Below are 22,156 nucleotides of genomic sequence, written 5' to 3' on the forward strand. Positions count from 1 at the left end.
CCTTACGCGCCCCATCCGGCTTGCTGGCCGCCTGCGCGGTCCTCATTGATCTTCTTCTGGTATCCGCTGGCCTTGTATGCGGCCATCGGGTCGGCGGGCAGGCCGCGGGATTCGCGCCACTCGGCCAGGACCGGGCGGACGTCGGTGTAGAAGGCATCGTTGAAGATGCCGTTGGCGGCCAGGACATCCCCGGCACGCTGAGCTTCGGAGAGTGCTGCGGTATCCACGAGCAACGCGCGGGCCGTCATTTCCTGGACGTTGAGCACCGAGCGGATCTGGCCCGGGATCTTCTCTTCAAGGTTGTGGCACTGGTCCAGCATCAGGGCTACGCCGGATTCTTTTCCGAAACCGCCGCCACGGATAACCTCGTGCATGATGCGGAACAGTTGGAACGGATCGGCGGCGCCAACAATCAGGTCGTCGTCCGCGTAGAAGCGGGAGTTGAAGTCGAAGGAACCCAGTTTGCCCAGGCGCAGCAGCTGCATCACGATGAACTCGATGTTGGTGCCCGGAGCGTGGTGGCCGGTGTCCAGGCAGACGAAGGCTTTCTCGCCAAGGGCCAGGGTCTGCGCGTAGGAGGTGCCCCAGTCCGGAACATCGGTGTGATAGAAAGCCGGCTCGAAGAATTTGTATTCCAGGACCAGGCGCTGCTCATCCCCGAGGCCCGCGTAGATTTCCTGGAGGCTCTCCGCGAGGCGGTCCTGGCGGCCGCGGATATCGTCCTGGCCCGGGTAGTTGGTGCCGTCAGCCAGCCAGATCTTCAGGTCCTTGGACCCGGTGGCGTGCATAATCTCAACGCACTCCAAGTGGTGATCGATGGCACGGCGGCGCACTGACTCGTTGCACGAGGTCAGGGAGCCGAACTTGTACTCGTCATCCTGGAAGGTGTTGGAGTTGATGGTGCCCAGCCCAACGCCCAGCCCCGCAGCGTACTCACGCAGTGCTGCGTAGTCATCCACTTTGTCCCACGGAATGTGCAGGGCCACAGTGGGGGCCAGCCCGGTGAGCTCGTGGACCTTGGCGGCGTCGGCGATCTTTTCCTGGACGGTGCGTGGAGTACCCGCGGTGCCGAAGACCTTGAATCGGGTCCCGGAATTACCGTAGGCCCAGGACGGCACTTCAATGGCCAGTTCCCCTAGACGGCCCAGGGCCGATTCTGTGGTGTTCATGCTTGTTCCTTTTGCTTGGCTGGGTCTTTGTCTATGTGTGTGGCACCGGGCGCATCTGTGACGACGTCCGCGGCGGCAAGCTGGTCCTCAAGGTTGAAAACTTCTTCGACGATTTCAAAGCCCTGGTCCGGCGGGACATCGCTGTTCGCAAAGAGGGTGGCCATCTCTGCCTGCCAGCGCGCATTGACCTCTGTCACGGCCATGCGGGCCTGGGCTGCCTCGTAGTCCTCACACTCCAAGTAGCCGATCAATTGGCCGTCGGGAGCCAGAAACAACGAGTAGTTGTTCCAGCCGGCGTCCTTCAGTGCTGCCAGCATGTCCGGCCAGACGGCGGCGTGGCGTTGCTTGTACTCGGCCATCAGTTCCGGTTGGACTGAGGAACGGAAACAAACCCTCATTTGCGTTTCTCCAGGGCTACTCGTCTTTGAATCGTTTCATTTGTTACGATTCAAATTACCCTCGGAAACGGGAGGGTGTCAAGGCGTTTCCAGCACATTGACGTCAGCCAACGGAGATCGGAAAGCATGTCCCAGACAGCCAGCATCAAAGACGTTGCAACCCATGCCCAAGTAGCAGTGGGAACTGTTTCCAATGTGCTCAACTATCCGGATCGTGTGTCGCAGCGGACCAAGGAACGCGTCCTCAAGTCCATCGCGGAACTGGGCTTCGTCCGCAATGACGCCGCCCGCCAGCTCCGCGCCGGGCAGAGCAGGACCATCGGCCTGATTGTGCTGGACGTGGGAAACCCCTTCTTCTCCTCGGTTGCCCGTGCAGCGGAAGATGCAGCTGCGGCGCTGGGGAGTGTGGTGCTGGTGGGCGACAGTGGGCAGGACTCCTCCCGCGAAGCGCACTACATGGACCTTTTCCAGGAGCAACGCGTCCAGGGGCTTCTCATCTCACCCGTGGGTGACGTCGGGGAGCGCATCGATACCCTGCGCGAACGCGGCGTGCCCACTGTGTTGGTTGATGAACTTGCAGACACCGATCGCTGCAGCTCAGTGTCCGTGGACGACCAGGAAGGCGGGTATCTGGCCGCCAAGCACCTGCTGGACCTGGGTCGCCGTCGTCTGGCTTTTGTTGGTACGCCCTCCATCCGCCAGGTAGCCAGCCGCCTCAAGGGCGCGCAGCGTGCTGTGGCCGAGGTGCCGGGCGCCAGCGTCGAGGTGCTGGACTCCGCCGGGCAGACCGTCCTTGCGGGCCGACAAGTTGGCAACAGTCTGGTGGAACGCGCCCCGGACCTTCGGCCTGAGGCGGTCTTCTGCTCCAACGACCTCTTGGCGCTCGGCGTCATGCAGTCCCTGACCATGCTGCGGACTGTCCGGATCCCGGAGGACATCGCGCTCATTGGCTATGACGACATCGACTTCGCCGTCTCCGCAGTGGTGCCGTTGTCCTCCATCCGGCAGCCCACCGAGGCCCTGGGCCGTACGGCGATCGAGCTTCTGGCGGAGGAGCAGGAGAGCGGCGGGACCAAGCACCGGTCCGTGGTTTTCACGCCCGAACTTGTGGTCCGCCAAAGCACGGCCGGTTCACCCAACTGAGGCGCAGTTAAGCGCGTTCTGACCGCTCAAAACGCGCTTACTGCGGCTTAGTTGGGTTGCTGCAGGGCGTAGATGGTCCAGGACGCGGTGTGCTCTGCGCCTGGTTCCAGCCGGATCAGGTCCGTCCCGCTGTTGAAGGCGTCCGGTGGGCACGTCATGGGTTCTACGGCAAGGCCGATCCGGTTAGGGATCGGCGCCGGCTTGTCAGCCGTGTGGATCTGCAGCCAGGGGCAGCTTTCGTCCCAGGACATTCCGACGCCGGTGCCCGCCGGGTCGCGCAGCGACAACCGCGCCAGCCCGCCGTCGAACGTTATGCCTGTGAAGGCGTGGTCGATCTCAGTGCTGCCGATAGCGCGCGGGGAACGGAAGTCGAAAGCGTGGCCTTCAAGTTCCGCCAAGCCAACAGGCAGGAGCCTGTCCGGGGTAACCTCAAGGAACGAATCGGCCGCAAATTCCAGGACCCACTCATCCAGCGGTGAAGAACCGGCCACCAGATAAGGGTGCGGGCACACGCCGTAGGGGGCGGCCACGTCTGCTGCGTTCCTGGCCGTCACCTGCGTGTTAAGTCCGGACCCGTCCAGCGTGAAGCGGGCCGAAAGTTCCAGCACAAACGGGTAGCCCGCCGTTGGTCCCACCGTGCACGTCAAGGTGAGCGAACCGGCGTCGGACTCTTTCAACGTCCAGTCGAGCGGGAAGGCGAGGCCGTGCAGCGCTGTTCCCCGTTCCGGTTCGTTGACTGGAAGTTGGAGCTTGTTGCCGTCGAAAACGTATACGCCGTCAGCAATCCTGTTGGGCCACGGTGCGGCGATGACGCCGCGGTAGTCCGGGATGGGACCACCCTCCGGAAACGGGACAACCATGTCCCTGCCCTCAAACTGCAGGACACGAAGGGCGGCCGCGCGGGCGGTGACAACTGCTGTGTAACCGCCCGCACTCAGCGTAAATTCAGTGCTCACAGGCCGCCGGCCAGTTTGTAGTAAGCGGCATTCCAGTTGAGTTCCTTCTTGAACTGTTTGATGGTGGTGCTTTCGTCGATGGTGAGGAGTTCGGTCTTTGCGATTTCGGCGAAGTCCTCGAATACCTCAAGGCCCACCTGCGTGGACAATACCGTGTGGTGGGCGGCACCGGCGGTGAGCCACGCGGCGGCTGAGGTGGCGAAATTGGGCTTCGGCTCCCAGAGCGCGCGGGCCACCGGCAGGTTGGGCAGCGGCTGGTCAAGGTCGACGACGTCCACCACGTTCGCGACCAGGCGGAACCGATCGCGCATATCCGACAAGGCGACGACGATGCCCGGGCCGGCATCGGTGTCGAACACCATGCGGACGGGGTCTTCCTTGCCGCCGATGCCCAGCGGGTGGATCTCAACGCGCGGCTTTGTGGCGGTCAATGAAGGGCAGACCTCCAGCATGTGCGCGCCCAGGATCTTCTCTGAGCCCGGCTCAAGGTGGTACGTGTAGTCCTCCATGAGCGACGCGCCGCCGGGCAGGTCGCCACCCATCACTTTGGCGGCACGGACCAGGATGGCGGTCTTCCAGTCGCCCTCGGCGCCGAAGCCGTAACCGTCCGCCATGAGGCGCTGTACAGCCATGCCGGGGAGTTGGCGCAGCTCACCCAGGTCTTCGAAGGACGTGGTGAACGCTGCGGATCCGTTGGCTTCCAGGAAGCTGCGGAGGCCCAGCTCGATCTTGGCGCTGTACCGCAGCGATTCGTGGCGGGCACCGCTGGCCTTCAACTCGTCAGCCACCTCATAAAGGCGCTCGTACTCGGCAACCAAGGCGTCGACGTCGGACTCTGCGGCCGCGTGGACAGCCTCGGCGAGCTCGTTGACGGACCAGGTGTTCACCGAGACGCCGAAGCGCAGCTCGGCTTCGGTCTTGTCGCCCTCGGTGACGGCGACGTTGCGCATGTTGTCGCCGAATCGGGTCAGCTTCAGCGTGCGGACGGCGGCCCAGCCGGCCGAGGCGCGCTGCCACGCACCCACTTGGCGGGCAACCTCAGGGTTGGAAACATGCCCGACGACGGTCTTCCGCGGCACGCCGAGCCGCGACTGGATGTACCCGAACTCCCGGTCGCCGTGGGCTGCCTGGTTCAGGTTCATGAAGTCGAAATCAATGTCAGCCCAGGGAAGGTCCCGGTTGGCCTGAGTGTGCAGGTGCAACAACGGCTTGCGGAGCGCGTCCAGGCCTTGGATCCACATCTTGGCCGGGCTGAACGTGTGCATCCAGGCGGTCACGCCGATCACGGAGTCGTTCGAGTTGGCTTCCAAGGCGGTGCGGCGGATGGCATCGGAATCGGTGAGGACCGGCTTCCACACGAGCTTGACCGGGACGTCGCTGCTGGCATTCAGGGCGTTGGCAATCTCCTGCGACTGCGCTGCGACCTGCTTGAGGACATCCTCGCCGTAAAGGTGCTGGCTGCCGGTGAGGAACCAGACCTCGTACTGACCCAGGGACGTGGTGTTGGCGGATGTGGTGTTGGCGCTGGGCATTGTGGTGGCTCCTGGATGCTCTTGGGTTTTCGAGGTGGTGTCTGGCTGACCGCGTTAGCGGCCGTAAACGTTCTGGTATCGGTCGTAGAGGGACTCGATCTTTGCTTGGTCGATGGGCAAGGGCTCACCGAGTTGCCGGGAGATATGGACTGTCCGGGCAACTTCCTCACACATCACCGCTGCCTTGACGGCCTCGCGGGCGGTCTTGCCGATGGTGAACGGCCCGTGGTTCTGCATCAGGACCGCGGGGGAGTTGGAGTTCTTGAGGGTTTCCACGATGCCTTGGCCGATGGAGTCGTCTCCGATCAACGCGAACGGTCCGATGGGGATGGGGCCGCCGAACTCGTCGCCCATCATGGTCAGCACGCAGGGGATTTCCTCGCCCCGCGCAGCCCAGGCCGTGGCGTAGGTGGAATGCGTGTGGACCACTCCGCCTACCTCGGGCATGTGCCTGTAGACGTAGGCGTGGGCGGCGGTGTCGGAAGACGGCGAGAGGTCCGGGTTGCCCCAGTCCACGGTTCCGGCGCTTCCGGTGTTCATGCCCCTGACCGGGGTTCCATAGAGGTCGGTGACCACCATGAGCTCCGGTGTGAGGTCGTCGTAGGAAACACCCGATGGCTTGATGACCATGAGGTCGTGCCCGGGAATCCGGCCCGAGACATTGCCGGCCGTCCAGACCACCAGTTCGTAGCGGGTCAGTTCTGCATGCAGCTCGCAGACCTCCGTGCGGACTCGCGCAATGGTTTCCAGGAGGGTGCTCATGCGGAAGCTCCTTCGAGGGCGCTGGACTGGGTGGCCGGGCCCTGTTGCCCCGATTGTTGCCCCGAGCCTTGGATCGCGGCACGTTGGATGGCTTTGAGGCGGTGCATGACGTTGTTGGTGCCGCGGCCGAAGTAGTCGTGCAGGGCTTTGTATTCCTGAAAGAGGACCTCGTAGGCCGCCACGTTTTCAGGGATGGGAGTGTAGACCGCGCCGGGAGCTGCTGCCATGGAGGCTGCAGCTTCGCGGATGTCCTTGTACTTCCCGGCAGCGACAGCTGCGTGGATGGCCGAGCCCAGCGCAGGCCCTTGCTCGGAACCGATGGTGGAGAGCTGCAGGCCAGTGATGTCGGCGTAGACCTGCATCAGGAATTTGTTCTTCAGGAGCCCGCCGGCCACGATGAATTCCCTGACCGGAACACCGGAATCGCGGAAGGCGTCCACAATGGTGCGGGTGCCGAAAGCCGTGGCTTCCAGCAACGCCCGGTACGTGTCCTCAGGCTTGGTGGCCAAGGTCTGGCCCACCACCACGCCGGAGAGCTCGTGGTCCACCAGCACTGAGCGGTTGCCCGAATGCCAGTCCAACGCGATCAGGCCGTGCTCGCCGATCGCCTGCTTCTCCGCGAGTTCGGTCAGGTACTCGTGGATACCCAGCCCCTTGTCTGTGGCGGCCTGGTGGTACTCCGGCGGGACGCCGTTCTTGGTGAACCAGCCGAAGATGTCGCCAACTCCGGACTGGCCTGCTTCGTAACCCCAGAGGCCGTCCACGATGCCGCCATCCACGACTCCGCACATGCCGGGGACTTCGCGCAACACGTCGCCGTTCATGACGTGGCACGTGGACGTTCCCATGATGGCTACGAGCTGTCCTGGTTCCACGGCGTTCGCGGCCGGGGCGCTGACGTGGGCGTCAACATTTCCCACGGCCACTGCGATCCCGGCCGGAAGCCCGGTCCAGCCAGCCGCTTCCTCGGTCAGATAACCTGCAGCGTCGCCCAAACGGCCGATGGTGTGTTCCAGCTTTTCGGACACGAACCCCTTGAACCCGGGGTTCAATGCTGCCAGGAAGTCCTCGGACGGGTACTTTCCATCCTGGTAGATGCCCTTGTAGCCGGCGGTGCAGGCGTTGCGGACATAGCTGCCGCAGAGCTGCCAGACGATCCAGTCCGCTGCCTCAACCCAGTGGTCCATGGCGCCGTAGACTTCGGGATCCTCTTCAAGGAGCTGCAGCCCCTTGGCAAACTCCCACTCCGAGGAGATCAGGCCGCCGTAGCGGGGAAGCCAGGACTCACCGCGTTCTTCGGCGAGCTTGTTGATGCGGTCAGCCTGCGGCTGGGCTGCGTGGTGGCGCCACAGCTTCACGAAAGCGTGCGGCCGGTCAGCGAAGCGGTCCAGTTCGTTCAGCGGCGTGCCGTCCGCCGTCGTCGGAACCATGGTGCAGGCGGTGAAGTCGGTGGCGATGCCCACCACCTTGGCCGGATTGATTCCGGCATCGGCGACGGCGGCCGGAACAGCATTGCGCAGGACGTCGCGGTAGTCGTTGGGGACCTGGAGCGCCCAGTCGGCGGGGAGTCGTTGGCTGCTGCCGGGGAGGGTTTCCGTCACGACGGCGTGCGGATATTCGAACACGCCACTGCCAAGTTCTGCCCCGTCCGATACGCGGACGACGACGGCGCGCCCGGACAAAGTGCCATAGTCCACGCCAATGACGAACTGCTCGTCCAGCGGGAGGAATTCAGAGGTATTCATGGGGTCTCCATCCGGCTGGCCAAGGCCTCATTGCCGGGGGTCGGGGTGGAAAAGTGAAGAAGGTCTGATGCAATTGTTAGCGCTCACAACTTTGATGTCAAGAGCGGGCATACGAAAGGACCGGATGGGTTCCTTGGTGTTATGAAAACACGGCAAGGAAGCCATCCGGTCAGCTCCGGTGTTGATGGATCTTCGAGGCAAGCCTTAGATCAAGGCAGTCATCACATTCCAGCCTTGGCCGACTTGAACGCGGGCCTTCCATCCGCCTTGGCCGTTGCCGGGGTAGAGCCAGAGGTAGCCAGCAGCGTCTCGACCCAGAACGTCGACGTTACCGTCGCCGTTGAAGTCTCCTGGGCTGGTGATTGAGTTCATGATGTTCCAGCCTGAGCCGACCTGCACGCGCGCCTTCCACCCACCGTTGTCATTGCCAGGGTAAAGCCACAGGACTCCGCTGCCATCCCGGGCAAGCACGTCCGCGTGGCTGTCACCGTTGAAGTCGCCTGTGCCGGTAATCGACGTCATGACGTTCCAGCCTTGACCGACCTGGGAGCGCGCCTTCCAAAAATGGTTGTTATCGCCGGGATAAAGCCACAGTCTTCCGTCTCCGTCACGAGCCAAAACATCGACCGAGCCGTCGCCGTCAAAATCTCCCGGGGTTACCAGTGCGGTCATGATGTTCCAGCCCGTGCCTGCAGGCCAAGGAGTGGCCAACCCACTACCCGTTCCTCCGTATTGCCAGAGGTTACCCATTGCATCGCGGGCCATAAGGTCAGGCCAGCCGTTTCCATTGAAGTCGCCCGGGCTGATGATGGCGTTCATCGAATTCCAGCCCTGACCGACCTGGCTCCTTTGTTCCCAGCCACCCGTGCCATTTCCGGCGTACAGCCAGAGCTGACCATCCGTATCCCGCGCCAAGACGTCAGACTTATCGTCTCCGTTGAAGTCTCTTGCTGGCGGCGTTGCCGCCACGGTAATCACGAACGGCGCTGATACGGCGTCGGGCCCTACCCCGTTGCTGGCGGTGACCCTGAAGGAATAAACGCCTTTTATGCTAAGAGTTCCCGAGAGTAAACCCGTGGATGCATCGAGGCTTAGGCCTGGCGGCAGCGAACCACTGGCGACCGCGAAGCGTGGAGCGGGTGAGCCGGTAGCCGCAAGCACATGTGAGTAGATTTCGTCAACCGAGCCGCTTGGTACAACCGCAGGCTGGGTGAATTTGGGGGCAACCGGTAAGCCTGCCTCACGGATGACCGAGACGCTGCCGCTCTGCACATTTGCGACGTAGGCGGTTCCGTTGCTGGAATCGATCGCTATACCCCGCGGCTCGGCACCGACTGCTAACTTCGATGTCACTTGGCTTCCATTGATGACGTAAACGCCGTTGATTGTCCCATTCGTGACGTAGACGGAATGCGTGTTGGTATCTACGTCAATGTCTCCCGGTGAAGTGCCAAGAGGAATCACATGGGAAACAGCTGTGCCGGATATGACGGAGACGTTGTTGCTTGACGGCCCAGCAACATACACGGAGTGTGTGGTTGGATCTACAGCGACCGAGTTGGGATTTCCGGGAACGGGGATGGTGGCCGTGACGGAGGAGCCATTGATCACAGAAACTGTTTCTTTGTTGAAACTCGTTACGTAGGCTGTGCCAACTGTTGGGTCGACAGCAACGCTTCCCGGATCGCCATCAATAGGGATGGTGTCCGTTACGGCCAATCCGGAAATTATGGAAACTGATCGGCCGATGTAGTTCGCCACATACACTGATTGCGTTTTTGCATTCACGGCTACAGACGTGGGTCTCGCGCCGACAGGGATCGTAGCAATGACCTTGTTGCCTCTGATGACAGTCAAGTCGTTGCTATCCATATTGGCCACGTAGGCGGTGTGCGTTGTTGAATCCACGGCCACGTCCCACGGCCGGTCTCCCACTGGGATGGTCGCTACCTCTGAGGTTCCGTCAATCACGGACACGGTGTTGGTCCAGCTGTTGGTGACGAAAAGCTGGTGGGTGGTCTGATCCACCGCAATAGCGTTCAAGCCTTGGTGGAGAAGGATGTTCTCACTCACTGCAGGCGCGGCAGCCGCGGAATTTGCCGGCATAGGAGAGGCCGCGAGAACTGCGGCAAGAGCGGCGGCAGCCGCGGCACGACTTAAGGTGAGGGTGCGCATAAGACCATACCCTACTGCCCGGCGTGTGATCTTCCTTACATTCCGCGACCGTTTCGACAGCAAGGGCGCGCCCAGCGCTTAGTCGGAGACGGGCGCCGTGGTGGAGCGGACCACCAGGCGTGGCAGGACCGTGGCAGCCTCGACGGTCCTGCCGCCGTCCAGCCGATCCAGGAGCAACCCGATGCAGCGCTGGCCAAGTTCCTCAAAGTCCTGCGCCACGGTAGTCAAGGGCGGAATGAAATAGGCGGCCTCCGGTTGGTCGTCAAAGCCCACGACGCTGATGTCCTCCGGAACCCGGACGCCAAGTTCATTGAAGGCGCGCAGGACGCCGAGGGCCATTTGGTCGTTGGCCACGAACAGTGCCGTCAGGGAGCGGTCGGCGGCGATTTTCAGGCCTTCGCGGTAACCGCACTCAGCGCTCCAATCGCCTTCGATCAGGGTTCCCGGTTCAAGCCCGGCCTCATCCAGCGCCTCGTGCCAGCCTTCAATACGGGCAGCGGCGTCAATCCAGTCAGCCGGGCCGGAAAGATGACCGATCCTCTGGTGGCCTAGTTCAAGGAGGTGCTCGACGGCGAGCTTGGCGCCCTGCCGTTGGTCGACGGTGGCGCCGCTCAAGTGTTCGTCGCCGACTGAGCCCACGGCGACCAAGGGCACTGGAACGGTGATGTCCCTCAGGACGTCGAATGTGCCGGGGTGGGGCACGGTCACCACAATGCCGTCAACGCCCTGATCCATGAAATGGGCGACTGCGTCCTTGATGGTCTCGGGCGTCACTTCGCGCAGGGCTGCGACGCTGACGAAGTAGCCCGCATCCCGTGCTGCCTGCTGGACGCCGAGGAGCGTGTGGGATGGACCGTATTGGGCCATCTCGCTGCCGAGGACTCCAATGGTTTGGGAGCGTCGGGTCACCAGGCTGCGTGCCGCCGTGTTCCGGCGATATCCCAGTTCCGTAATGGCCTCTTCAACGCGCTCGCGGGTCTTGGCACTCACGTTGGGGTGGTTGTTCAGCACCCGGGAAACGGTCTGGTGGGAAACCCCCGCCACGCGGGCCACATCCTCCATGACAGGAGGTCGCTGATGTGCAGATTGTTCAATGCTCACCCTGTCACGATAGAGCACCGGTGTGGGATCAGCCTTTCGCGACCCCCGCGGCGTAAAGCCGGTAGCGGGCCAGGAACCCGGGAACCCCGGAAGCACTCTGCGGTGTGAGCTCCCGCCCTTCAAGCTTCCAGCCCGGGAGCTGACCGGTGAGAACGCCTGCGGCCTGCCTGGCAGCGCCGTCGGCCACGTACTCGCCGGGCCTTGGAACGAAGACGGGCAAGCCGAATGTTGAGGCTGCAATCTGTTGGACGGCGTCTGATTGCGCTCCGCCGCCAACCAGAATGATGCGCTGGGCAGAGACACTCTGCGCCTGCAGAGCAGCCAGCCCGTCAGCCAAGGAGCACAGCACGCCCTCGATGGCTGCCCGGGCCATGTTGGCGGGAGTGTAGTTGGAGACCGTGATGCCGTGGAGCGACCCCGTGGCATCGGGCAGATTGGGTGTCCGCTCCCCTTCGAAGTACGGGACGAGGGTCAGCCCCTCCGCGCCTTCGGGGGCGGACAGGGCCAGATCGCCCAGTTCTACGAGGGTTACACCGAGCAGTGCAGCTGTCGCGTCGAAGATCCGGGTCGCATTGAGCGTGCAGGCCAGCGGAAGGTAGTTGCCGGTCGCGTCCGCGAAGCCTGCCACGAGTCCGCTGGCATCCTGAGCGGGAACGTCCGACACCGCGAACACGGTCCCGGAAGTTCCAATGGAGATAACAACGTCCCCGACGGCGGCGCTGACGCCCAGGCCTGCTGCGGCGTTGTCACCGGCTCCGGGTCCGATCAAAGCGCCGCCAGGCGTCTTGCCCGCAACGTCCAAAGGTCCGACCACTACAGGCAGGATGGGGACATGGCCGAGCGTGCTTTCAAGTACGTCGGGAAGATACTCGCCGTTGCTGGCCGAGAAGTAGCCCGTACCTGAAGCGTCGGACCTGTCGGTGCGCAGGAGTTCCAGCGATGCGGGTCCGTCTCCGGGACCGTGGCCGGCCAGCCGCCAGGACAGCCAATCGTGCGGCAGGCACACCGCGGCAGTACGCCGGGCGTTCTCTGGTTCGTTCCTGGCCAGCCAGCGGAGCTTGGTGGCAGTCAACGATGCCACCGGCACGGTTCCGGTGCTGGATGCCCAGTATTCTGCACCGGCAGTGGCATCGCCATGGCCGGCTTCGAGGACCAACTCCTCGGCGTCGGGCGCGGACCGGGTGTCGTTCCATAGGAGAGCTGGACGTACAACGTTTCCGGAGTCGTCGAGGCACACCATCCCGTGCTGCTGGCCGCCCACGGAAACGGCGTCCACGTCGTCCAGTCCGCCTGCCTCCCTGATGGCTTCCTGGAGGGCTGTCCACCAATGATCGGGGTGGACTTCCGTGCCCTCTGGATGGGGCGCCCGGCCTTGGCGAACCAAGGCGCCGGTGGCAGAGTCCCGGATCACCACTTTGCACGACTGGGTGGAGCTGTCGATCCCGGCTACGAGAGGCATGCGTTTGTTCCTTCGGCGACCCGGCGCCGGGCCCTGCAAGGAGACCTTGAGGAGCCCGGCGACGGGACTGTGGTGGGTGAGGGTGATTTAGCGCGCGCCGAGCAAGTGCTCGATGGCCAGCTGGTTGAGGCGGACGAAGGCGAACGAGCGCTCGGCGGCGTGATCGGCGTCGAACGTTTCGAACGCGCTGGCGTCAGCCAGCAGGTCAGCGGTGGTCTCGCCCGCGTTCAAGGTGGGCTCACCCAACTCGAACACACCCGAGGTGGCGAGGGCCTCCTGGACCGCCGGATCTGCCCGAAAGGCAAGGGCGCGTTCCTTCAGCAGGAGGTACATGGACATGTTGGACTTGGCCGACTCCCAGACGCCGTCATAACCGTCCGTGCGGGATGGCTTGTAGTCGAAGTGGCGGGGACCGTCGTACTTGGGCCCGCCGTTGGGGAAGCCGTTCTCCAGCAGGTCTACCGTGAAGAAGGCGCTGGTGAGGTCGCCGTGGCCGAAGACCAGGTCTTGGTCGTACTTGATGCCGCGCTGGCCGTTGAGGTCGATGTGGAAGAGCTTGCCTGCCCACAGTGCCTGGGCAATGCCGTGGGTGAAGTTGAGCCCGGCCATCTGCTCGTGGCCCGTCTCCGGGTTGAGGCCCACAATGTCGCCGTGTTCCAGCTGGGCAATGAATGCCAGGCCGTGTCCAACGGTTGGGAGGAAGATGTCACCGCGAGGTTCGTTCGGCTTCGGTTCCAGCGCAATCCGGAGGTCGTAGCCCTTTTCCTTGATATAGCCGGCGGCGGTGTCCACGCCTTCCTTCATGCGGTCCAGCGCTGCGGACAGGTCCTTGGAACCGTCATATTCGCTGCCTTCGCGGCCGCCCCACATCACGAACGTTTCGGCGCCAAGCTCGGCGGCGAGGTCGATGTTGCGCAGGATCTTGCTCAGGGCGAAGCGGCGGATCGAACGATCGTTGGAAGTAAAGCCGCCATCCTTGAAAACAGGGTGGCTGAACAGATTGGTGGTGACCATCGGCGTCTTCAGGCCGGTCTCGGCCAAAGCGGCCTTGAAGTTCTTGAGGATGAGGTCGCGCTCGGATGCGGTGGCATCAAAAGGAATCAGGTCATTGTCGTGGAAAGTGATGCCGTAAGCACCAAGTTCGCTGAGCTTGTGCACTGCTTCCACCGGGTCCAGGGCTGGGCGCGTGGCAACACCGAAGGGATCGGCACCGGTCCAGCCGACAGTCCAGAGGCCAAAGGTGAAGCGGTCCTGCGGGGTGGGCTGCGGGGTCATTTTGCTCCTTTGCAAAGCACTGGGGGAGGAGGCGAAGAAAAGCACTCCATTTAGTTTTCAATCTGAACTATATGGGGGATGATGGATCATGGTCAATGGAAGCCAGCAACAATTTTTCAAATCCGCAGGGAGTCCCACGCCAGTGAACGAGTCAGCAGCGCCCGGCCGCGTCGGCGATGTCCGCCGTCGAAATCTTTCGCTGGTCCTGAACTCCATTGCGCGCACGGGCGATGCGAAGCCCAGCCGCGCGCAGCTCGCGGCCGGCACGGGGCTCACCAAGGCGGCGGTTTCCAGCCTGGTGGCGGACTTGGTGGAATCGGGATTGGTCTCTGAGGTGGGCCTCTACCGCGACGGCGAGCGGGGAAGGCCCGGCCAAGGGCTGGAACTCAGCTCACGCCGTGGCGTGGTGGGGATGGAAATCAACGTCGACTACCTGGCCGTGGGACTGGTGGACCTGGGTGGCAATCTCCGCTTCCACTCCACCGTTGAGTCACGGAACCGGGGGATGGCCCCCGGGCAAGTCATGGAACGCCTGCGGGATCTGGTGTCCGAGGCAGTTGACGCAGCGGGGGCCGAAGGGGTCGCCATCCTGGGTGGCGGACTGGCCGTCCCGGGCCTGGTGGATGAGCAGCGGAACATTGTCCTTTCCGCCCCGAACCTGCACTGGGAGAACGAGCAACTGGACCCGGGCTCGTTACTCGAGGGTGCGCCGCTTGGCGTCCGGCTTTCCAATGAGGCCAACAGTGCCGCTCTCGGCGAGCTTTGGTACGGCAACGGCCCTGCTGACTTCCTCTTTGTCTCCGGTGAAGTGGGTGTTGGCGGCGGCGTCATCATCGGCTCTGACCTCTACCTGGGGCCTGGAGGATCGGCGGGCGAACTGGGCCACATTGTGGTCCACCCGGAGGGGCCTGCGTGTTCCTGCGGTGGCGCGGGGTGCCTTGAAACCTTCGCCGGCCAGGAGGCCATCTTCGAGGCGGCCAACATTCCCGAAGGCTCCCTGGCTGAACGTACGGAACAGCTTCTCGCCGCTTTGGCCGCCCAGGATCCGAACGCATTGAAGGCAGTTCACGACGCCGGGCGGTACTTGGGTGTCGCGCTCGCGTCCTCAGCCCGTTTGATGGATATTGACGCCGTAGTCCTCGGCGGACACTTTGCTTTGCTGGCGGAGTGGCTGAGGCCGGCATTGCTGGCCAGCTTGGAGCGTTATGCGCCTGGGCTGCTGGATCCGAAAAACCTGAGCGTGTCCGGCCTTGAACATTCCGGGACGCTCCTGGGTGCTGCGGGCCAAGTGATCCGGTCCGTGATTGAGTCCCCGTTCGAGTTCCTTTTGGCGAGCAAGCTGGCGTAGGGATGTTCGGCCGCCGGCGGTAATTCGGCGTGGGTTCTTCCGCTTGATTCATCAGCATGCTTACTATTGATGGGTCAGTTGTTCGCGAAAACCCAACCCCACGGACGAGTGCCCCATGACTACACAAGACTCAGCCCACACCAGCACCGCCAAGGCTCAGACCGCCCCTTCCCCGGAAGATTCGCGCAAGCCTGACAGTCCCAACGACCTCGCCAAACCCACGTGGATGTACATCGCCAAGCGGACGCTCCGGGAGTTCAGCAAAGACCAGTGTCCGGACGCTGCTGCGGGCTTGACGTATTACGCCGTGCTCTCACTCTTCCCCGCACTCCTGGCGCTGGTCTCGCTGCTGGGGATCTTCGGCGACGCCGGCAAGACGACGTCGTCATTGTTGGATATTGTCCAGCAGTTCGCGCCGGGGCCGGGCGTCGACGCCATGCGCCAGCCGATTGAGGAACTGACCAGCTCCAACGCCGCAGGCTTTGCGTTAATCCTGGGCATTGTGGTGGCGCTCTGGTCCGCTTCCGGCTACACCACAGCCTTCAGCCGGGCCATGAACCGGGTTTACGAAGTGGACGAAGGCCGTGGTTTCATCAAGCTCCGGGGGACCATGCTCGCCGTGACCATCGTTGCGGTGGTCGGTGCGGCACTCGCCGCCGCCATGCTGGTCTTGAGCGGCCCTGTTGCAGAAGCCATAGGCGGCGCCATCGGCTTGTCGGAGACTTTCCTGACCGTCTGGAACATTGCCAAATGGCCGGTCCTCATCATCGTCGTGGTGGCCATCATCGCGGTCCTCTACTACTTCACTCCCAACGTCAAGCAGCCCAAGTTCCGTTGGATGAGCATGGGCTCCCTGATCGCCTTGGTGATCTTCGCCCTCGCGTCACTGGGCTTCGGCTTCTACGTTGCCAACTTCAGCAACTACAACAAGACCTACGGCGCCCTGGCCGGCGTGATCATCATGTTGCTCTGGCTCTGGATCCTGAACATGTCCTTGCTGTTCGGAGCGGAGTTCGATGCCGAGATGGAACGCGGACGCCAGTTGCAAGGAGGCATTGAAGCCGAAGAAAGCATCCAGTTGCCGCCGCGCGATACCAAGAAGAGCGACAAGATGCAGGAAAAGGAAGACCAAGTCATCCGGGATGGCGAAGAAATCCGCGAAACCCATGGCGACGAACCGCAGAAGAAGTAGCGTATTGGAGAATCAACCGTGAATGCTGACGGCAGGAACAAGAAGCTCAAAGCCATCCGGCATGGAGACAGCGTCCGGATCAGCGGTGAGGTTTTCCGGGTGGGCTCCGTGCAACCCCTCGAAGGATCGCGGAACATCAGCCTTGAACTGCAAGGGCCCGACGGCGGTTCGGTCACCTTCATCGGCCTGCCGGGGGCCAGGGTTCAGCTTGCTGCGCGAGCTTCCTGAACCGGCCTTCTGAAACGGGTCAGGCTTCAGCGGGGAAGCCCTGATCGGCGTCATCCCACCAGCCCTCCCAAGCGCTGGAGGTCAGGCGCGCTGTAACAGCGGGGGAGTGCTGGGGGCTGGCCTCGCCGGACGGGCCGCTCTGGCTGCTGCTGGCATCGAGGAAAAAGCTGAGTGTCTTCAAGAGCATCATGGTGGTGTCCTTTCAGTGGTTTCGTGGACTTCTTTGTCCAGGTAAAACCAGCGTAGGTGGCCATTGTTTCCGCCCATCGACGCAATGTTTCAGCTGTGTACCTTTTATCTCACCTGCCCCTTCCAGGACTCACAGGGGACACAAAACGGAGGGCGCGGTAGCAGCAAAAAGCGGGCCCCTGCCGTGACCGTGGCAGGGACCCGCTGGTTTGTGGAGCGATCCTCCCGCGGCGCTTAGGGCATCCGCGGGAGGATCACGTCGTTACGCGAACGGGAGAACGAGCTCCGCGTAGCGCTGCTTCATGGTCTCCAGGACGGTGTCGCCGTCGGCGTCCCAGATCTCCTGGTTGAAGATTTCAACCTCGATATCGCCCGTGTACCCGGCGTCCCTGACCCAAGTGCCGATGGTGGCGAAGTCGATGACGCCGTCGCCCATCATGCCGCGGGACAGCAGCGCGTCGGCGGCGATCGGCAGGTTGAAGTCGCACACCTGGTAGGAGGCGATGCGGTTTTCGCGCCCGGCGCGGTCAATCTGCGCCTTCAGCTCGGGGTCCCACCACACGTGGAAAGTGTCGACGGCGACGCCAACAGCCTTTGCGTCGTACGGCGCGGCAAGATCGAGTGCCTGGCCAAGGGTGGAGATGAGTGCGCGGTCAGCGGCGTACATCGGGTGCAGTGGTTCCAGCACCAGGCGGACGCCGTTCTCGGAAGCGAAGGGCACAAGTTCCTCGAGTCGGTCGGCGACGCGCTGGCGGGCAGCCACCACGTCCTTCTCGCCGGGAGCGAGCCCGCCGACCACCAGGAAAAGTTCCTGGGTGTCCAGCGCAACGGCTTCACGGACAGCCTCGAAGTTGTCGGCCAGTGCTGCGGCCTGTCCCTCGGGATCTGCCGCGGTGAGGAATCCGCCGCGGCACAGCGAGGAAACCCGGAGCCCGGCGTCCTTGATGAGCTTGGCTGCTTTGTCCAAGCCAGCCTCGGCCACGCGGTCACGCCACGGGCCGATCGCGGGGATGCCCGCACGGGCACAGCCGTCAACGGCTTCGGCGAGCGTCCACTTTTTGGTGGTGGCGCTGTTCAGTGACAGCCGGGAAAGGTCGCTCATGCACCCACCCCGTTGATCCGCAGGAAGTCAGACATCCGGAACGCAGCCAGCGACGGATCCTTCAGCAGGCCGGCCTGGTCGGCCAGTTCGAAGGTCTTGGCCAGGTGCAGGACCGATCGGCCCGAGTGCAGGCCGCCCACCATCTGGAAACCGGGCTGCTTGCCGTTGAGCCAGGACATGAAGGCGATGCCGGTCTTGTAGTAGAACGTGGGTGCGCTGAAGATGTGCTTTCCCAGCTCACGGGTCGAGTCCAGGATGGCGCGCCCCTCGGCGCCTTGGCCGGCGTCGTACTTCTGCAACGCGGCCGAAGCGGCCGGGTAGATGGCAGCGAAGATGCCCAACAGGGCGTCCGAGTGGTGCGTCTCGTCGCCGTCGATCAGTTCCGGGTAGTTGAAGTCGTCACCGGTGTAGAGGCGGACGCCTTCCGGAAGGTCGGCGCGGAGGGCGACCTCATGGGAAGCATCCAGCAGCGAGACCTTGACGCCGTCAACCTTGTCCGAGTGCTCGCGGATGAGGCTGAGGAAAGTTTCGGTGGCGACAGAGACGTCGTCGGAACCCCAGTATCCTGCCAGCGCGGGGTCGAACATGGTGCCCAGCCAGTGCAGGATGACCGGCTGGTCAACTTCCTGAAGGAGCGTCGAGTAGACGTGCAGGTAGTCGTCGGCCCCGTTGGCAACCTTGGCCAGCGCCCGGGAGGCCATGAGGATGACCTTGGGTCCGGCTTCACTGACGACGGCGATCTGCTCGCGGAAGGCGTCGATGACAGCCTGGATACCTGCAGCCCCCGCAGGGAGTGCAGCGATGTCCAGCTGGTCGGTGCCGGCGCCGCAGGAAACAAGGTCGCGGACCGACTTGCCCGTAATGGCGGCGTTGCCCGCGGCCACCACGGAGGCGGCTTCCGCGCCCGTGCGCTTGATGAGCTGCTGGGTGGCTGCCCAGTCAAGGCCCATTCCGCGCTGCGCGGTGTCCATGGCGTCGGCAACGCCCAGGCCGTAGGACCACAGCTCGTGCCGGTACGCCAGGGTGGCGTCCCAGTCGAGCTGGGCGGGGGCGCCGGGGGTGTTGTCGGCTGCAACCTCGGGGATGACGTGTGCTGCGGCGTAGGCGCGGCGGGCCGCCAGCGGAGCGGTCGGCTTGACCCAGGAGGTGGCGGGCTGAAGGCGGTACTCGCGGGTGCCGCCGTCGTCGGTGGGAAGAATCAGTGACGTCATTAGAGGGTGATCTCCGGGATGTCGATGGTGCGGCGCTCTGCCGAGGACTGGAGGCCGAGTTCGGCAAGCTGCACGCCCCGGGCTGCGGAGAGCAGGCCGAAGCGGTGCTCACGGCCTGCGACGACGTCGCGCAGGAATTCTTCCCACTGCAGCTTGAAGCCGTTGTCCAGTTCAGCGTTGGCGGGGACTTCCTGCCACTGGCTGCGGAAGGATTCGGTGACGGGCAGGTCCGGGTTCCAGACGGGCTTGGGGGTGTGGGCGCGCTGCTGCGCAACGCACTTGTTCAAACCGGCGACGGCGGAACCGTGCGTGCCGTCGATCTGGAACTCCACCAGTTCGTCGCGGTAAACGCGGACGGCCCAGGAGGAGTTGATCTGGCCGATGACGTCGTCGCCGGCCGGGGTCTCGAGCTCGAAGATACCGTAGGAAGCGTCATCTGCGGTGGCCTTGTATTCCGTGCCTGCCTCATCCCAGCGTGCGGGGATGTGCGTGGCGGTCTTGGCGTTGACGCTCTTGACCTTGCCGATGATGCCTTCAAGGACGTAGTTCCAGTGGCAGAACATGTCCGTGGTCATTCCACCGCCGTCTTCCTTGCGGTAGTTCCACGACGGACGCTGGGCAGCCTGGACGTCGCCTTCGAAGACCCAGTAGCCGAATTCGCCGCGGATGGAGAGGATGCGGCCGAAGAAGCCTTCGTCCACCAGACGGCGGAGCTTCACCAGGCCGGGGAGGTACAGCTTGTCGTGCACCACGCCCGCGGTGACGCCGGCGTCCTTGCCGATCTGTGCCAGTTCGATGGCCTCTTCCAAGGTCTCGGCCGTCGGCTTCTCGGTGAAGATGTGCTTGCCGGCGCGCATGGCCTTTTTCAGGGTGGCGGCGCGGAGGCTGGTCATGGAAGCGTCAAAGATGATGTCAACGGTGGGATCGGCGATGACGGCGTCCAAGTCGGTGGTCCATTCAGAGACCTTGTGGAGTTCGGCGAGTTCGCGGATCTTCGCTTCATTGCGGCCAACGAGGATCGGCTCCACCTGAACCTTGGTGCCGTCTTCCAGGGTGAAACCGCCGGCATCGCGAATGGGGAGGATGGACCGCAGCAGGTGCTGGCGGTAGCCCATACGGCCGGTAATGCCGTTCATGGCGATGCGGATCGTCTTTGTTTCGTAGCCCATGTTTTCTCCAGTGCCTTGTGTGCCGGTCGCTGTGCGGAAGCCGGTGCTTGCAGTTCATGTGGGAAAGCGCATTCCCGTTGTCATCGATCATGCACCATGACGCGCCGGATTGGCAAGCGCTTTCCCAAAACTCTCGGAAGACTGACATAATTTCCCTAGCGCCAGTCCCGACGCTTGCAGACAAGGAGGGCCCCGTGGCCGCCAGCACATTGAGTGAAGTTGCCCGTTTGGCCGGGGTTTCCCTGGCCACCGCATCCAGGGTCCTCAACGGCTCGTCCCGGAAGCCCGCCGAAGACATTGCCGAACGCGTCCGCGAGGCCGCCGACAAGCTCGGCTACGTGCCAAACGCGCAGGCGCAGGCGTTGGCCAAGTCGAGTTCGGGCTTGATCGGACTGGTTGTCCACGACATCGCCGATCCCTACTTCTCTGCGATCGCGCGCGGAGTCCAGGAAGCTGCCCGTCAGCAGAACCGCATGGTGCTCCTGGCCACCACCTCCGGGGCTCCTTCGGATGAAAAAGAGGCCGTGGCCGCCTTCGCTGCGCGTCGCGCCGACTCGATCGTCATTGCCGGTTCGCGTTCCGTGCGGGCCGAGGACAAGCAAGGAAATGCTGAGCTGGCAGCGGAGCTGGACCGCTACTGCCGCAACGGCGGGCACGTGGGAGTTGTTGGCCATCCGGTGGTGGGCGCGTCCACGAGCGAGGGCTACCACGTGGTGAAAGTCCCCAACGAGGAACTGGCTGCCGGCCTCGCTGCGGAATTGTCCGCCACCCATGACGGTGCTTTCCTGATCATTGCCGGCCCCGAAGGGCTCTACACCTCGGACGACCGGGTCCGCGGTTTCCAACGTGGGCTGGCTGACGCCGGCAGGCCCGAAGCCGAGGTGATCCGCACAGGATTCAACCGGGCTGGCGGATACGAAGCCGGGCAGGCGCTTGCCGAACGGATCAAGTCTTCCGCGGAACGCCTTTGCATCTTTGCCGTCAATGACGTCATGGCCATCGGCGTTACCGCTGCCCTTCGGCCGGAGGGCGTGTGGATTCCCCGGGACGCCACCATTGCCGGTTTTGACGACATTGAAACCCTGCGCGACTTCCGGCCCGCACTGTCCACCGTGCACCTGCCGCTCGAGGATATTGGCCGGCTGGCTGCGGGAGATCCGGATACTCCGCCCGTCAGCGGCGCGGTCAAGCTCCGCCGCAGCACCGAAACTCCGGTGGAATCACAGGTATGACGACGGCGGGGCCACCAGCGCAGGCGCCCCGGGCGCTGACGGTGATTCCCGCCGTCGAACGTTCCACTGAAGCTGCACCAGCCATCCTGGTGCTTCCCGGCGGGGGTTACGCGAAGCAGGCAGAGCACGAGGCCGAGCCGGTGGCGGAATGGCTGGCATCGTTGGGAATCCACGCGTTCGTGCTGCGGTATCGGGTGGCGCCGGATCAGCACCCGGCTCCGTTGGAGGATGCCAAGCAGGCGATGCTGTGGATCCGCGGCGGCGACCATGGCCTGAAGGTTGACCCTTCGCGTGTCGGCGTCCTGGGATTTTCAGCCGGCGGACATCTCGCGTCCACGTTGTCCGTGGAGGTAGCCACCGGGGATCCTTCGCTGGATACCGTGGAGGCTGTGCCGGACCTCAGCATTCTCTGCTATCCGGTCATTTCGTTCGTGAATTCGGTCCATCAGGGGTCTGTGGACAACCTCGCTGGAGCGGGTGCCGCCCCTGGGGTCCTGCGGGAGCTCTCAACGGATCTTCACGTCACGCCGAGAACGCCGCCCGCTTTCCTCTGGCATACGGCCGACGACCAATCCGTCACCATCAGCCACAGCCTTGCTTATGCCGGCGCGCTCAGCCGGGCCGGTGTCCCGGTGGAACTGCACCTCTTCCCGCACGGCGTCCACGGTATTGGCCTGGCTTCGGGAACGGCCGGGGCTGATCAGTGGCCGGCGCTCTGCGCATCATGGCTCGGCCGGTGGGGCTGGGCTGCGTAACCGCGTTACGTAGTT

20 protein-coding genes are annotated in these 22,156 nt (G+C 63.6%); 6 read left to right on the plus strand and 14 right to left on the minus strand.

The annotated features are described in order from the left end of the window. Nucleotides 1-2: 2 nt before the first annotated feature. Both rhaI and ABIE35_RS19270 read right to left on the minus strand, forming a co-directional pair. Nucleotides 3-1,169: an L-rhamnose isomerase gene (gene rhaI, locus ABIE35_RS19265; RefSeq protein WP_354517445.1), complete on the minus strand. Its 1,167-nt coding sequence runs from the start codon at nt 1,167-1,169 to the stop codon at nt 3-5. Then, nucleotides 1,166-1,567 carry an L-rhamnose mutarotase gene (locus ABIE35_RS19270; RefSeq protein WP_354517447.1) on the minus strand — a complete coding sequence of 134 codons (402 nt, stop codon included), beginning with the start codon at nt 1,565-1,567 and terminating at the stop codon, nt 1,166-1,168. Before ABIE35_RS19270 ends, rhaI begins: the two co-directional genes overlap by 4 nt. 126 nt (nt 1,568-1,693) lie before the next feature. Between ABIE35_RS19270 and ABIE35_RS19275 the strand changes: the two genes are divergently transcribed. After that, nucleotides 1,694-2,710 carry a LacI family DNA-binding transcriptional regulator gene (locus ABIE35_RS19275; protein ID WP_354517448.1) on the plus strand — a complete coding sequence of 339 codons (1,017 nt, stop codon included), beginning with the start codon at nt 1,694-1,696 and terminating at the stop codon, nt 2,708-2,710. A gap of 47 nt (nt 2,711-2,757) precedes the next feature. Here ABIE35_RS19275 and ABIE35_RS19280 read toward each other — a convergent pair whose 3' ends face one another. The 8 genes from ABIE35_RS19280 to xylA all read right to left on the minus strand — a co-directional run bounded on the left by ABIE35_RS19280 (nt 2,758) and on the right by xylA (nt 13,715). After that, the gene (locus ABIE35_RS19280) at nt 2,758-3,666 is read right to left on the minus strand and encodes an aldose 1-epimerase family protein (RefSeq protein ID WP_354517449.1); all 909 of its coding nucleotides are present in this window, start codon (nt 3,664-3,666) and stop codon (nt 2,758-2,760) included. Then, nucleotides 3,663-5,198 (minus strand): L-arabinose isomerase, encoded by a 1,536-nt coding sequence (gene araA, locus ABIE35_RS19285; protein WP_354517451.1) that lies wholly within the window; start codon nt 5,196-5,198, stop codon nt 3,663-3,665. Before araA ends, ABIE35_RS19280 begins: the two co-directional genes overlap by 4 nt. A 54-nt stretch (nt 5,199-5,252) precedes the next feature. Continuing rightward, a complete protein-coding gene (locus ABIE35_RS19290) occupies nt 5,253-5,960 on the minus strand; it encodes an L-ribulose-5-phosphate 4-epimerase (RefSeq protein WP_354517453.1) in 708 nt (235 codons plus the stop codon). After that, nucleotides 5,957-7,705, minus strand: a complete 1,749-nt coding sequence (gene araB / locus ABIE35_RS19295) for a ribulokinase (RefSeq protein ID WP_354517456.1) — start codon at nt 7,703-7,705, stop codon at nt 5,957-5,959. Before araB ends, ABIE35_RS19290 begins: the two co-directional genes overlap by 4 nt. Nucleotides 7,706-7,909: 204 nt before the next feature. Further along, entirely contained in the window at nt 7,910-9,880 is a 1,971-nt protein-coding gene (locus ABIE35_RS19300) for an FG-GAP-like repeat-containing protein (RefSeq protein WP_354517458.1), read from the minus strand. A 78-nt stretch (nt 9,881-9,958) separates the two neighbouring features. Next, complete coding sequence (locus ABIE35_RS19305) at nt 9,959-10,942, minus strand: LacI family DNA-binding transcriptional regulator (protein WP_354517585.1); 984 nt, start codon at nt 10,940-10,942, stop codon at nt 9,959-9,961. A 67-nt stretch (nt 10,943-11,009) separates the two neighbouring features. Next, a complete protein-coding gene (xylB, locus tag ABIE35_RS19310; RefSeq protein ID WP_354517459.1) occupies nt 11,010-12,440 on the minus strand; it encodes a xylulokinase in 1,431 nt (476 codons plus the stop codon). Nucleotides 12,441-12,527: 87 nt separating this feature from the next. After that, nucleotides 12,528-13,715 carry a xylose isomerase gene (gene xylA / locus ABIE35_RS19315; RefSeq protein ID WP_354517461.1) on the minus strand — a complete coding sequence of 396 codons (1,188 nt, stop codon included), beginning with the start codon at nt 13,713-13,715 and terminating at the stop codon, nt 12,528-12,530. Between the two features lie 142 nt (nt 13,716-13,857). Between xylA and ABIE35_RS19320 the strand changes: the two genes are divergently transcribed. The 3 genes from ABIE35_RS19320 (at nt 13,858) to ABIE35_RS19330 (ending at nt 16,483) form a co-directional block, all read left to right on the plus strand. Further along, nucleotides 13,858-15,063, plus strand: coding sequence for an ROK family transcriptional regulator (locus ABIE35_RS19320; RefSeq protein ID WP_354517463.1), 1,206 nt, complete (start codon nt 13,858-13,860; stop codon nt 15,061-15,063). A gap of 115 nt (nt 15,064-15,178) precedes the next feature. Next, nucleotides 15,179-16,255 (plus strand): YihY/virulence factor BrkB family protein, encoded by a 1,077-nt coding sequence (locus tag ABIE35_RS19325; protein ID WP_354517465.1) that lies wholly within the window; start codon nt 15,179-15,181, stop codon nt 16,253-16,255. Nucleotides 16,256-16,273: 18 nt separating this feature from the next. Continuing rightward, nucleotides 16,274-16,483: a hypothetical protein gene (locus tag ABIE35_RS19330; protein WP_354517466.1), complete on the plus strand. Its 210-nt coding sequence runs from the start codon at nt 16,274-16,276 to the stop codon at nt 16,481-16,483. A gap of 19 nt (nt 16,484-16,502) precedes the next feature. Here the strand turns inward: ABIE35_RS19330 and ABIE35_RS19335 are convergent, their stop codons facing one another. The 4 genes from ABIE35_RS19335 to ABIE35_RS19350 all read right to left on the minus strand — a co-directional run bounded on the left by ABIE35_RS19335 (nt 16,503) and on the right by ABIE35_RS19350 (nt 20,154). Then, nucleotides 16,503-16,673 carry a hypothetical protein gene (locus tag ABIE35_RS19335; protein WP_354517467.1) on the minus strand — a complete coding sequence of 57 codons (171 nt, stop codon included), beginning with the start codon at nt 16,671-16,673 and terminating at the stop codon, nt 16,503-16,505. Nucleotides 16,674-16,934: 261 nt separating this feature from the next. Continuing rightward, nucleotides 16,935-17,774: a sugar phosphate isomerase/epimerase family protein gene (locus tag ABIE35_RS19340; protein ID WP_354517468.1), complete on the minus strand. Its 840-nt coding sequence runs from the start codon at nt 17,772-17,774 to the stop codon at nt 16,935-16,937. Then, complete coding sequence (locus tag ABIE35_RS19345) at nt 17,771-18,985, minus strand: dihydrodipicolinate synthase family protein (RefSeq protein WP_354517470.1); 1,215 nt, start codon at nt 18,983-18,985, stop codon at nt 17,771-17,773. Before ABIE35_RS19345 ends, ABIE35_RS19340 begins: the two co-directional genes overlap by 4 nt. Beyond that, nucleotides 18,985-20,154, minus strand: a complete 1,170-nt coding sequence (locus tag ABIE35_RS19350) for a Gfo/Idh/MocA family protein (RefSeq protein ID WP_354517471.1) — start codon at nt 20,152-20,154, stop codon at nt 18,985-18,987. Before ABIE35_RS19350 ends, ABIE35_RS19345 begins: the two co-directional genes overlap by 1 nt. Before the next feature lie 194 nt (nt 20,155-20,348). Between ABIE35_RS19350 and ABIE35_RS19355 the strand changes: the two genes are divergently transcribed. Both ABIE35_RS19355 and ABIE35_RS19360 read left to right on the plus strand, forming a co-directional pair. Beyond that, nucleotides 20,349-21,386 (plus strand): LacI family DNA-binding transcriptional regulator, encoded by a 1,038-nt coding sequence (locus ABIE35_RS19355; protein WP_354517472.1) that lies wholly within the window; start codon nt 20,349-20,351, stop codon nt 21,384-21,386. Then, the gene (locus ABIE35_RS19360; protein WP_354517473.1) at nt 21,383-22,141 is read left to right on the plus strand and encodes an alpha/beta hydrolase; all 759 of its coding nucleotides are present in this window, start codon (nt 21,383-21,385) and stop codon (nt 22,139-22,141) included. Before ABIE35_RS19355 ends, ABIE35_RS19360 begins: the two co-directional genes overlap by 4 nt. Nucleotides 22,142-22,156: the final 15 nt, after the last annotated feature.

Source organism: Paenarthrobacter sp. 4246 (genome assembly GCF_040546855.1).
GTDB lineage: Bacteria > Actinomycetota > Actinomycetes > Actinomycetales > Micrococcaceae > Arthrobacter.